We start from the raw sequence: 11740 nt of genomic DNA, 5'->3' as shown, positions 1-11740 counted from the left end.
AGCTCAGGGGGCGTCGAGGGTGCCGTGAGTCGACCTGTTCCGGTAGCTCAGCAGCCGCAGGCTCAGGGGGTCAGCCGCGGTCGAGCCGCGGCAGTGCCACGCAGAGGCGCTCGGGCAAGTCCGGCAGGACCTTGTGAATGCCCGCGCAGCCCGCATCGCCGTTCGTGGCGACCGGCCGCCAGCCCGAGGCTTCGGCGCGGTAGAACCAGCGCTGGGAGACACCGGAGGAGGAGCATCCGTCGCCGGCGTCACCGCACACCGGCCCCATCCGGGTCGACAGGTCCAGCACCAGCCATGTGTCGTCGCAGCCGCGTTCCTCCCAGCTCGTGTGCTTGGAGATGTCCGTGTCGTTGACTGCCTGCTGGTAGGAGGACGAGGTGCAACGCGGGGGCGTGGGGTCGCAGCCGTTCTCTCCGCACTGCCGCAGAGCGGGTGGCTTCGTGGCACCGACGGGGGTGTACACGTCCATGCTGTTCACCATGACCCTGCGGGAGCCGAGGGACTCGCCCAGCTTGACCGTCGCTGTGACCCGCTGTGTCCCCGTGCAGCCGGAGTCCTGGTCGAGGGAACGCGTCTCGTACGTCACCTTCACGTGAACGGTGCCGTGCTCGACGGTGTCGAGCTCGCCGCGCAGGCTGCGCACACAGTCGCGTGCGCCGTCGGGCACTTCGGCGTCGACCGCCAAAGACCGTCCGCCGTCGGTGGTACGGACGCCGTCGATACGGATAGGAGCAGCAAGCGTCCAGTCGGCGACCGTCGCCGCGCCTGTCGTCACCTCGCCGGCCCCGGCTGTCGCAGCGGTCTCAGCGCTCTTGGAACCGCAGCCGGCCAGGACCGTCAAGACCGCACCGAGCACGACGACCCCTGTCCCCCGTCGCCACATACCACGCCCCCCATCCGCCGAAGAACCGCAGCCTAGCCTGCTCCTGGGCCGCGTCTCCCGCGGAGCACCGGACCTGCTTCCGGAGGGCGAGCGGAAAGCGCCGCACGCGACGCTGACCGCGCAAGCCGTGCCGGCCCCCTGCTCACCACTGCTGTGACCAGGTGCCACTCGGTCACCTCTCGTTGATCAGAGAGCCCTGTCTCAGCCATCGAACGAATGCGAAAGCCCACGTCACAAAGAGGAGCAGCAACAGGACGAGAGCCAGCAGCCAGGGCGCGGGGCGGGCCCAGCCGGCGAGGAGGGCGACGACGGCTGCCATGACAAGCACGCCTTGCACCGGCTTGTAGGCGGACGGGGAGCGGTCGTAGTCCGCCAGCGTCGGCAGCAGCACTACCGTGGTGATCAGCATGACGGCAACGGCCCCGCTCATCAGCCAACTCACGGCCACCGGTGCCCGGTGATCAGTGGCGTGCTCCACAAGGCCGACCATGCCCGCACCGGCTGCCGCCACGGCCATGGACAACGGCAAGTGGACGAAGATCCACGTCGCCAGTGAATGGCCGACCTCGCGGGGCAGCCGTCGCGACACCAGGTCGGCGTAGTTCCACCAGAAGCCGAAGCCGATGGCGAGCCCGAGCAGGCCCGTGGTCGTGACGAGTGCGCTGCGTTCGGTCTCGGTCAGGCCGATCACGACACCGAGGACGACTTCGCCGAGGACGATGATGATGAACAGTCCGAAGCGCTCGACCATGGTGTCGGTCACGACCTCATAGCTCGGCCTTCTGCGCCAGAAGATGAGAATGACGCACTCCACGCCGCACCACGCGACGACGAACACCGCCCAGACGGCGAGACGGACGTCGGCGGACAGGGGTACGGAAGCCGCGATCAGGACGATGCCCGCGACCATGACGATCAGATAGCGCCGGGGCGTCCTGCGCAGCTCCGGCAGGTCCTGCCGGTACACGGAGTACCACTGGTAGGTCAGCAGAGCCAGCAGTAGTGCGTAGAGTGCCGCCAGGGTGCGGCCGTCCGCGCCGTCGGCGTGGCCGACGTAGACCGCCATGAGGGACAGCAGCAGCATCTGAACGAAGATCAGCGAACGGGTGTGGCCGTCCTCGCGGCCGTGCAGTTCGTAGAAGAGCGTGCCGTTCAGCCAGGCGATCCAGATCAGCCCGAAGACCACTGCGAAGGTTGCCGTGCTCCGCCAGGAGAGGTCCTCCGCGAGGGTGTGGGCCGCCTGGCCGACCAGTACGACGTAGACGAGGTCGTAGAAGAGTTCCAGGAAGCTGACGCTGCGACTGGTGTCGGCCTCGCCGTGGCGCCGCGGCGGGCGGAAAAGCCATCGGCGGACGCCGATGCCCAGCGGGAGCGCCTGTGCGACTGGGCGGGGCGCGGGGGCACTGTCGGGCATGGAGGCTCCTGTACGGCGCGGCCGGACGTGTGGGCCAAGTGATGGTGACCGCTGCCCTGTCCCGGTGACCGCGGGCACGCCGCAGGAGGCCGGACGGCTCCCCCTGATTCGACAGGGCGGAGCAGTCGGGCGGCGTCCGACGGCGGCCCGCCGCCCCCGGCTGGGCCGAGCTCCTCACCGACCCCCGTCTCTGCGGCCATACCCCGCCTGTTTCAGTCCTGAAGCGTGGCGAGCCAGTCGGTCAGGAGGCGGTTGACCTCGTCGGGGCGCTCCTGCTGGATCCAGTGGCCGCAGTCGTCCAAGAGGTGGGAGGCCGACAGGCCGGGGAGGGTGGTGGGGTAGGCGTCGATGGCGTCGGACATCCAGGTGGTGGAGGCATCCAGGGCGCCGCCGATGAACAGGGACGGCTGCTTGATCGAGGCGCCGCGGTGCGGGGCGAGGTCTTCCCAGTCGCGGTCCATGTTGCGGTAGCGGTTGAGTGCGCCGGTGAACCCTGTGCGCTCGAACTCCCCGGCGTAGACATCGAGGTCGTCCTCGCTCAGCCAGGCCGGGAGGACCCCCGTGGGGAAGCGGTCGCGCAGCCGGCCGCCGCCGCGGGCGACGAAATGCGGTTCGGGCTCGTCCTGGGCAGGCATGGTGTCGGCGGACAGGGCCGCGTAGAAGCCCGCCAGCCAACCCCGGACGTCGGGCTCGATCTCCGCCTCGGCGCGGCCGGGTTCCTGGAAGCAGGAGACGTAGAACTCCTCCTCCGGGCTGCCGAGTCGGCCGAAGACGTCGGTAGGGCGGGGGCCGCCGGGCGGCGCGTAGGGGACGCTCAGCAGGGCGACGGCGCGGAAGACCTCCGGGTGGAGCAGGGCGGAGGCGGCGGCGATGTCGGAGCCCCAGTCGTGGCCGACGACCACCGCGTTCTCCTCGCCGAGGGCGCGCACGACGGCGACGTTGTCCTCCACCAGGTCGAGCATCCGGTAGGCGTCGGTCGCCGCCGGTTTGGAGGAGCGGCCGTAACCGCGCACGTCGATCGCCACCGCGCGGTGGCCGGCCGCGGCGAGTGCCGGGAGCTGGCGGCGCCAGGAGTACCAGGATTCGGGGAAGCCGTGCACGAGCAGAACCAGCGGGCCGGTGCCCTGCTCGACCAGGTGCAGGCGCCCGGCCGGGGTCCCGACGATGCGGTGGCGGAGTTCGGCGGTCGGCACGGGCTGCATGGGCTTCTCCTCGGTTCGCGGCGGACGCGGCTACCTCTCGATCATGCGGCGGGGCACCCGCACGACGCGATCAGCCTTGCCCTTCTGGCAAACTCGCAGGACAGGGTGGTGGCGGGGCACGGCGAGAAGGAGCGGGACCGGTGGCAGTCGATGACGTGGACGGCACACTGGCCGCGATGGGGCCCCTGTTGCGGGCCGCGCGCGAGCACCACGGCGCGACGCTCGCCGGTGTCAGCCGCGCGACCGGCATCTCGACCAGCACGCTGTCCCGGATCGAGACCGGCCGGCGCAAGCCCACCCTGGAGGTGCTGCTGCATCTGTCGAAGGAGTACGGCCTCTCCCTGGACGAGCTGGCCGGCACGGCACCCGCCGCCCCGGCCGAGCCGCGCGCTGCGGCGCCGCTGAGCTTCGGCGACGACAAGGTGGTACTGCCGTTGACCCGGTACGTCGGCGGCCTGCACGCCCACAAGCACGTCCTGCCCGCCCTCGAGGACCCGCCCGCGCGGCCGCGCCAGGTCTCCCACGACGACTACGAGTGGCTGTGCGTCCTGTACGGGCGGCTGTGGCTCGCGCTCGGCGACGAGGACGTCGTCCTGACCCCCGGGGAGGTCGCCGAGTTCGACACCCGCACCCCGCACGGCGTGGCGAACGCCGGCCCCGGCGGTCCGGTCGAGTACCTGATCATTTTCGGACCGCAGGGCGAGCGCCTGCGGCCGCGCATCCGTCCGGCCGGCGGCCGCACCGCCCCGGCCGCCGGCTGACCGCCACCTCCCGCGGGGAGCGTCACTCGCCGGGCAGCACCGCGCGGACGATCGCTGTGGCCGCTCGGCCCGCCGCGAGCACCGGAGCAGTGCTGCGTGCGGCACGGCCGAGCATGAAGGCACCCTCCAGCAGTGCGATCACCGAGCTCGCCGTCTCCCGCGCGGCCGGCTGGGGGATGCCGCCTGCCGCGTAGTAGGCGGCGAGGCCGTCGATCCAGCTGTCGAAGACCTCCGAGGTGGCGATCCGCAGCTGCTCGTCGGTGCTGGCCACCTCCAGCGCGACCGTGGCGATCGGGCAGGGGTCGGCGAAGTCGAGTTCGCTCAGGGTGGCCGCTGCGGCGGTGAAGAAGTCACCGGTGGCGGCGACCCGGTCCTCGTGCGGATCCAGGTTCGCGGCGACAAGCCCGAGGTAGACGGCTCCCGAGGTGCGGATCACCTCCTCGCCCAGCTGCGCCTTGCCGCCCGGGAAGAAGTGGTAGATCGACCCGAACGGCGCCCGGGCGGCCTCGGCGATCTGCTTCATGCCCGTCCCCGTATAGCCCCGGCGCCGGAACAGCTCGATGCCGGCGGTGACGATGCGCTGCCTGGTGTCGCGTGCGCTGACGGGCTTGCTGTCGCTCATGGCGTCGGCCTCCGAGGGGCGGGGCGTTGTCGGTGTCCGAGGTGTGCGTCTATCCTCTCACTAGAACGATCTATCTAGTGGCTGTGTGACCGAGCCGGAGGCAATGCCATGCCCGAGATCGAGCTGAGCGCAGGGACGATCGACTACGAGGACACGGGCGGCGACGGCCCCGTCGTGGTCCTGGCCCACGGCCTCGGCTTCGACGGGTCGGTCTGGTCCGAGGTCGTCTCCGGCCTCCGGCCCGACTTCCGCGTACTGGTCCCCGTCCTGCCGCTCGGCAGCCACCGGCGTCCGATGCGGCCGGACGCGGACCTGTCCGCGCACGGCATCGCGGCGCTTCTGGCCGAGTTCATGGACCGCCTGGACCTGCGTGATGTCACCCTCGTCCAGAACGACACGGGAACGGCCCAACTCCTCGTCGGCGTACGGGACGAACGCATCGCCCGGCTCGTCCTCACCTCCTGCGAGGCCCTGGACAACTACCCACCGGGCGTCCAGGGCAGAACCCTCCACCGGGCCGGCAGGATCCCCGGCGGCCTCTTCCTCCTCCTGCAGTCGTTCCGCTTCCCGTTCCTGGCCCGCATGCAGACCTCACTCGGCGGGATGGCGAAGAAACGGCTCCCGAAAGAGCTGATCGCCCGCTGGTACGGCCCGCTGCTCAGCAGCCGCGCCATCCGGCGTGACTTCGCCAAGTTCTGCCGCAGCGCGGACCCGGACTGCTATGTGAAGGCCGCCCAGAACCTGCCTTCCTTCAACCGTCCCGCGCTGGTCGCCTGGGGCGCCGAGGACCGCATGATGCCGCCCGCCACCGGGCGGCGCCTCGCCGAGCTGCTGCCGGACGCGCGCTACGTGGAGATACCCGATGCCCGCACCCTGGTCCCGTTCGACAATGCGGCCGGTCTCACCACGGAGCTCCGCCGCTTCGCCAAGGACCACCCGCTGCCCGGGGAGAGCTGAGCGGGGCAGCGGGGGCCGAGCCGGTCCCCCGTCCGGCGCGGGGACCTGAAGCGGGCACGTCGGTTCAGCACCGTCGCCCTGTGGGGCGGGGCGCTCCAGCGAAGCAGAGCGACGGCACTGACGATGCCCGCGGTCGATCAGAAGCCGGTCACCACGGCGAACCCTGGCACCGGCATCGTCCCGCCGGCGCCCCGGCTCAGGTCACCGGCCCGGGTGGAGGACGACCTTGGTGTAGCCCTCGACGCGCTTGTCGAACTTCTCGTACGCCGACGGTGCCTCGTCGAGCGACAGTTCGTGCGAGACGACGAAGCTCGGTCGCGCGCGCCCCTCGATGATCATGTCGCGGAGCTGCCGGTTGTAGCGCTTGACGTTGCACTGGCCGGTGCCCAGGCGCAGTCCCTTCTCGAAGAGCCTGCCGATCGCCACCAGCAGCATGCCCTGTTTGGCCTGCTCGTCAGGTCCGCCGGGGTCGGACGGGACGTACAGGCCCGGGATGCCGAGCGCTCCGGTCGGCCGGACCGTCTCGACGAGCGAGTTCAGGACCGTCGCCGGCTCCTCGCGCTCCGCGCCGTGTGCCTGGGCCTGGTAGCCCACCGCGTCGATGCCCTTGTCGGTGCCTTCTCCCTCCGTCTGGTCCTTGATCTGCTCCACCGGACTGCCCTCGGCGAAGTTGATCGGGATCGCGCCGATCTCCTCGGCCTTCTGCAGCCGCTCGGCCACCCTGTCGACGACGAACACCTTCTTGGCGCCGCGCAGCAGGGCGGAGTAGGCGGCCATCAGGCCGACCGGCCCGCCGCCGTACACCGCGACGCTCTCGCCCGGCCGGACGTCGGCCAGTTCGTTGCCGTGGTAGCCGGTCGGGAAGATGTCGGCGAGCAGGACGAAGTCGCTCTCGTGGGCGTCGCCCTCCGGGAGCTTCAGACAGTTGAAGTCCGCGTACGGCACCCGTACGTATTCGGCCTGCCCTCCGCTGTACGGCCCCATCGCGACGTAGCCGTACGCACCGCCGGCGAATCCGGGGTTCACGGTCACGCAGAATCCGGTGAAACCGGCCGTGCAGTTCTTGCAGAATCCGCAGGCGACATTGAAGGGCATGACCACCCGGTCGCCCGGCTTGAGGGACGACACGCCGTCCCCGGTCTCCTCGATGATCCCGAGGTTCTCGTGGCCGAAGACGATGCCCGGCTCGGCGGCAGTGCGGCCCTCGTACATGTGCAGGTCGGAACCGCAGATCGCTGTGGACGTGACACGGACGATCACGTCGTTCGGGTGTTGGAGCCCGGGCTTCTCCACTTGCTCGACCGCTACCTCGAACGGTCCCTTGTAGACGACGGCCTTCATGCTGACGCACCTCCGCTCGGCACGGCCGCTGCCGCGCCTTCCGTGCATTCGTGCATTCGTGCTCTATTTCATAGTCAGCACGTTGTCCGGCATGGGACAAATTGGCTACCGTCGTCGCGTATGAGCGGACTGTACGAGCCGCAGACGAAGCCACCGGAAAAGCCCACAGAGAGAACGCGAACAGTGACACGACGTCTCGGGACCCTGCTCGTCCCCGTGCCCGGGCTGTCGGGCACCACCTACCCGGCGGGAACCGCCGTGTCGATCAGCGGCCGCGGGGCGGCCGTCGACGGATTCGTCGACGGGGACTGGCTCCCCCTCGCCTGGTGGGAGTTCGCCGAGGGCCGCGGCGAGGACGCCGTCGACGGCTGACCGGCCGTTCCGGCCCTGCGCCGATCCGCCCCCGCGCCGGCGGTCCCCGCACCGACGGATTCCCCCGGCAGCAGCGCCTGAGATGCCGTGCGCGCCCGACCAGGAGAACATGGCCGGGGCACTGTCTCATTTGCCCGATTCATCCGGGCTGGAGGTGCAGCATGGCGGAACCAACATCCAGGTCGCGTCTCATAGGTGAACTCTCGGCCGAGTTCGCAGGCACCATGATCCTCATTCTCTTCGGGTGCGGTGTCGTCGCGCAGGTCGTCGCGGGTGGTGCGCTGACCGACGGAGCGCTGGGTGACCACGACAGCATCGCCTGGGCCTGGGGGCTGGGCGTCGTGCTGGCCGTCTACGTGGCGGCGCGGATCAGTGGCGCTCACATCAACCCCGCGGTGACCCTCGCGCTGGCGGCCTTCAAGGGCTTCCCCTGGCGCAAGGTCCTGCCGTACATCGTGGCCCAGACGGCAGGCGCCTTCGTGGCCGCCCTGCTGGTGCGCTGGAACTACACCGAGGTGCTGGCCAAGGCCGACCCCGGCCACACCGACAAGACGGAGATCGTCTTCTCCACCCTGCCGGGCAACGGCGGACTCCCGATCAGCCAGTTCGGCGCCTTCCGCGACCAGATCATCGGCACTGCCCTGCTGGTGCTGCTGATCTTCGCGGTCACCGACCTGCTGAACACACCACCGGGCGCGAATCTCGCCCCCTTCATCATCGGCCTGATCGTCGTCGCCATCGGCATGGCCTGGGGAACCAACGCCGGCTACGCGATCAACCCTGCCCGTGACCTCGGACCCCGGCTGGCGGCGTTCCTGACCGGCTACGGAGGCGCTTGGCGTGATCAGAACGGCGATCTGTACTTCTGGGTGCCGATCGCCGGCCCCCTGATCGGTGGTCTCGTCGGTGCCCTGCTCTACCGGCTGCTGATCGGCCGCTTCCTGCCCGTCGCCGAGCCGGAGCCCGGCCGGGTGCCCGCACCGGACAAATCACCGGACGAGTGAGAGGCCAGCCATGCCCGAGTTCGTCGGTGCGGTGGACCAAGGAACCACCAGCACCCGCTTCATGATCTTCGACCACGACGGCAACGAGGTCGCACGCCACCAACTCGAACACGAGCAGATCCTCCCGCGCTCCGGCTGGGTCGAGCACGACCCCGTGGAGATCTGGGAACGAACGAACTCCACGATGCAGAACGCCATCCGGCAGGGCGACCTCACCGCCGGGGACCTGGCCGCCATCGGGATCACCAACCAGCGCGAGACCACGGTCATCTGGGATCCCACCACCGGTCAGCCGCACTACAACGCGATCGTCTGGCAGGACACCCGCACCGACTCCATCGCCGCGGCGCTGGAGCGGGAACACGGGGACCTCATCCGGCGCAAGACGGGGCTGCCGCCCGCGACCTACTTCTCCGGCGGCAAGATCAAGTGGATCCTGGACAACGTCGACGGGGTCCGGCAGGCCGCCGAGAGCGGCCGGGCCGTCTTCGGCAACACCGACGCCTGGGTCCTGTGGAACCTCACCGGCGGTCCGAACGGCGGCATCCACGCCACGGATGTCACCAACGCCAGCCGCACCATGCTGATGAACCTCGAGACCCTGGACTGGGACGACGAACTGCTCGACGTCTTCGGCATCCCGCGCGCCATGCTCCCGGCCATCAGACCGTCCTCGCACCCGGAGGCGTACGGAACCACCCGCACCACGCGTCCGCTGCGCACCGCCGTACCCATCACCGGTGTTCTGGGGGACCAGCAGGCGGCCACGGTCGGCCAGGTCTGCTTCCGCCCGGGCGAAGCCAAGAACACCTACGGCACCGGGAACTTCCTGGTCCTCAACACGGGCACGGAGATCGTCCGGTCCCGCAGCGGCCTGCTGACCACGCTGGCCTACCAGTTCGGGGACGCTCCGGCAGTGTACGCGCTGGAGGGGTCGATCGCCGTCACCGGCTCCGCCGTCCAGTGGCTCCGCGACCAGATGCACATCATCACCTCGTCCTCCGAGGTGGAGGGCCTGGCCAGGCAGGCCGAGGACAGCGGCGGCATCTACTTCGTCCCTGCCTTCTCCGGCCTGTTCGCTCCGTACTGGCGCTCCGACGCGCGGGGCGCCATCGTCGGCCTTGCCCGCTACCACACCAACGCGCACCTGGCGAGGGCGACGCTGGAAGCCATCTGCTACCAGAGCCGCGACGTGGCCGAGGCGATGGCGCAGGACTCGGGCGTCGCACTCGACGTGCTGCGGGTCGACGGCGGCGTCACCGCCAACGATCTGTGCATGCAGATCCAGGCCGACGTCCTGGGCGTACCGGTGAGCCGTCCGGTCGTGGCCGAGACGACCGCCCTCGGTGCCGCCTACGCCGCGGGGCTCGCCACCGGCTTCTGGGAGGACACCGACGAGCTCCGGTCGCACTGGCACGAGTCGAAGCGGTGGGAGCCGCAGTGGAGCGAGGAGGAGCGGGAACGGGGCTACGCGGGCTGGAAGAAGGCCGTGGAACGCAGCCTCGACTGGGTCGAGGTCGAATAGGCGGACCGGGAACGCCGGCCTCCGTCGGGTCACCGGCGGGGCCGGCGTCGCCGTAGGTCTCCCCTAGTGCCTCCCGCGGCCGCGGCGTCATGCGTACCGGCGCCGCTCGCAGGCTGTGGCTGCGCCTCGTCCGCCGCAGTGGCCCAGGCGGGTCAGGAGTCGAAGCGGCGGCGCGCGTCCTCGATGTGACCCAGGTACTGGTGGGTCCAGCCGCACATGGCGTCGACCGTGGCGCGCAGGGCCCGGCCCGGTTCGGTGAGGGTGTACTCGACCCGCGGCGGCACGGTGGGGTGCACCTTCCGGTCGACCAGGCCGTTGCGTTCCAGCATGCGCAGGTTCTGGGCGAGCATCTTGTGGCTGATGCCTTCGACCTCGCCCCGCAGTTCACTGAAGCGCAGGGTGCCCTCGCCGAGCGCCTCGATGATCAGGAACGCCCACTTGTTGGCGACGTCCGAGAAGATCTCCCGCGCCAGGGAGTCCGCGCGCCTGAGGTCGGCGTCCTCGGGCAGCCCCTTGAGCAGATGCTTGGTCCCCATGAGGTCCCCCTGTCACCGAAAAGTGCGTTCTTCCAGGTCAGTCGACACTCTCCTACAGGTCATGAGTAACCACAAGAGAGCGACTTCGGTGGCTCATGCTGTGTGGCCGTGCGGATCGGTGCCGCGAGGGCGCGGGCGACGAGCTGACCGACGACCTCGCCGATGTCGGTCGCCCCGGCATGGCTGCTGCGGCGGTCGCCGACCGTCCTGCTCATCCCGGGCACCTCGTCGGTGGAGCACTGCGCGAGAACCTCGCCGGCGCGGGACTCTCGCTCACCGACGAGGATCTCGCCGAGCCCGACAAGAAGGGCCACCAGCAGAACCGAGGCCCGAGGCCGGGCCCGCGCGTCACCTTCGCCAGAACAGGTGGTGCGTCACGCCGCTCGGGCTGGGCACGACCTCCAGGTGGAACCGGTCGAGCAGCTCGTCGGGGGACTTCCACAGCCGCAGTCCGGCCCCGAGCGTCACCGGCGAGACCGCCACGTGCAGGGTGTCGACCAGGTCGGCGTCGAGGAACTGCCGGACGGTGGTGACCCCTCCGCCGAGTCGGACGTCCTTGCCCTGCGCCGCCTCCCGCGCCTTCTGCAGGACGGTGGCCGGGTCACCGTCGACGAAGTGGAACGTGGTGTCGGAGAGCGTGAACGACGGACGCTCGTGGTGTGTCATCACGAACACCGGCGTGTGGAACGGGGGCTCCTCACCCCACCAGCCGCGCCAGTCGTGGTCCTGCCAGGGGCCGCGCTGGGGCCCGAACTTGTTGCGACCCATGATCTCGGCGCCGATGTTGCGTGCGAAGTCTCGCGTGAAGTAGTCGTCCAGGCCCCGGCTTCCCCCGGGTTCCGTGCGCATGGGCCAGCTCGCCGTGGCTCCGGCCCAGGCGAACAGTCTCTCCGGATGGTCATGGCCGAACGGCCGCTCGAGGCTCTGGTGCTCACCGGCACCGATTCCGTCACTCGAGAGGCAGAAGTTCATGACTCTCAGCAGTTGGTCCATCGTGTCCTCCTCAGGTTCCGGCGCGTCGTCGTGGGGCGAGGCGCCGCTCATCATGACGTCGAACGGGACGCGGCAGGATCGACAGCGGTCCCGCACCTTTTTCAAGAGCGTCGGGAGACCTTCCACGAGC

At 70.1% G+C, this 11740-nt stretch carries 12 protein-coding genes and 1 pseudogene; 6 read left to right on the top strand and 7 right to left on the bottom strand.

All coding sequences use genetic code 11. The annotated features are described in order from the left end of the window. Positions 1-70 precede the first annotated feature (70 nt). The 3 genes from AB0412_RS10830 to AB0412_RS10820 form a co-directional block, all read right to left on the bottom strand. Positions 71-856, bottom strand: coding sequence for a hypothetical protein (locus tag AB0412_RS10830; RefSeq protein WP_366402193.1), 786 nt, complete (start codon positions 854-856; stop codon positions 71-73). Positions 857-1055: 199 nt separating this feature from the next. Further along, positions 1056-2297 carry a low temperature requirement protein A gene (locus AB0412_RS10825; RefSeq protein ID WP_366402192.1) on the bottom strand — a complete coding sequence of 414 codons (1242 nt, stop codon included), beginning with the start codon at positions 2295-2297 and terminating at the stop codon, positions 1056-1058. A gap of 212 nt (positions 2298-2509) precedes the next feature. Beyond that, a complete protein-coding gene (locus AB0412_RS10820; protein ID WP_366402191.1) occupies positions 2510-3499 on the bottom strand; it encodes an alpha/beta hydrolase in 990 nt (329 codons plus the stop codon). Positions 3500-3639: 140 nt separating this feature from the next. Here AB0412_RS10820 and AB0412_RS10815 point away from each other — a divergent pair, with 140 nt between their 5' ends. Next, entirely contained in the window at positions 3640-4260 is a 621-nt protein-coding gene (locus AB0412_RS10815) for a helix-turn-helix domain-containing protein (protein ID WP_366402190.1), read from the top strand. Positions 4261-4282: 22 nt separating this feature from the next. On the opposite strand, the gene AB0412_RS10810 is transcribed toward AB0412_RS10815, so the two are convergent. Continuing rightward, a complete protein-coding gene (locus AB0412_RS10810) occupies positions 4283-4882 on the bottom strand; it encodes a TetR/AcrR family transcriptional regulator (protein WP_366402188.1) in 600 nt (199 codons plus the stop codon). 108 nt (positions 4883-4990) lie between these two features. On the opposite strand from AB0412_RS10810, the gene AB0412_RS10805 reads away from it, so the two are divergent. Further along, positions 4991-5839, top strand: a complete 849-nt coding sequence (locus AB0412_RS10805) for an alpha/beta hydrolase (RefSeq protein ID WP_366402187.1) — start codon at positions 4991-4993, stop codon at positions 5837-5839. A gap of 201 nt (positions 5840-6040) precedes the next feature. On the opposite strand, the gene AB0412_RS10800 is transcribed toward AB0412_RS10805, so the two are convergent. Continuing rightward, positions 6041-7180, bottom strand: coding sequence for a glutathione-independent formaldehyde dehydrogenase (locus AB0412_RS10800; RefSeq protein WP_366402186.1), 1140 nt, complete (start codon positions 7178-7180; stop codon positions 6041-6043). 183 nt (positions 7181-7363) lie between these two features. On the opposite strand from AB0412_RS10800, the gene AB0412_RS10795 reads away from it, so the two are divergent. The 3 genes from AB0412_RS10795 to glpK all read left to right on the top strand — a co-directional run bounded on the left by AB0412_RS10795 (position 7364) and on the right by glpK (position 10081). Further along, positions 7364-7552 carry a hypothetical protein gene (locus tag AB0412_RS10795; RefSeq protein ID WP_366402184.1) on the top strand — a complete coding sequence of 63 codons (189 nt, stop codon included), beginning with the start codon at positions 7364-7366 and terminating at the stop codon, positions 7550-7552. Positions 7553-7713: 161 nt separating this feature from the next. Beyond that, positions 7714-8556: an MIP/aquaporin family protein gene (locus AB0412_RS10790; protein WP_366402183.1), complete on the top strand. Its 843-nt coding sequence runs from the start codon at positions 7714-7716 to the stop codon at positions 8554-8556. A gap of 10 nt (positions 8557-8566) precedes the next feature. Next, positions 8567-10081, top strand: a complete 1515-nt coding sequence (gene glpK / locus AB0412_RS10785) for a glycerol kinase GlpK (RefSeq protein WP_366402182.1) — start codon at positions 8567-8569, stop codon at positions 10079-10081. A 152-nt stretch (positions 10082-10233) separates the two neighbouring features. Here the strand turns inward: glpK and AB0412_RS10780 are convergent, their stop codons facing one another. After that, complete coding sequence (locus tag AB0412_RS10780; RefSeq protein WP_366402181.1) at positions 10234-10617, bottom strand: helix-turn-helix domain-containing protein; 384 nt, start codon at positions 10615-10617, stop codon at positions 10234-10236. 159 nt (positions 10618-10776) lie between these two features. Here AB0412_RS10780 and AB0412_RS10775 point away from each other — a divergent pair. Continuing rightward, positions 10777-10928 (top strand): annotated as a pseudogene (locus AB0412_RS10775) (aldo/keto reductase); the annotation flags it as partial. Positions 10929-10965: 37 nt separating this feature from the next. On the opposite strand, the gene AB0412_RS10770 reads toward AB0412_RS10775, so the two are convergent. Further along, positions 10966-11610 (bottom strand): dihydrofolate reductase family protein, encoded by a 645-nt coding sequence (locus tag AB0412_RS10770; RefSeq protein ID WP_366402180.1) that lies wholly within the window; start codon positions 11608-11610, stop codon positions 10966-10968. Positions 11611-11740 lie beyond the last annotated feature (130 nt).

It is taken from the genome of Streptomyces sp. NPDC052012, from assembly GCF_040689265.1.
GTDB lineage: Bacteria > Actinomycetota > Actinomycetes > Streptomycetales > Streptomycetaceae > Streptomyces.
Note: the sequence above shows the minus strand (reverse complement) of the source record. Positions and strands in the feature narration are given on the sequence as shown.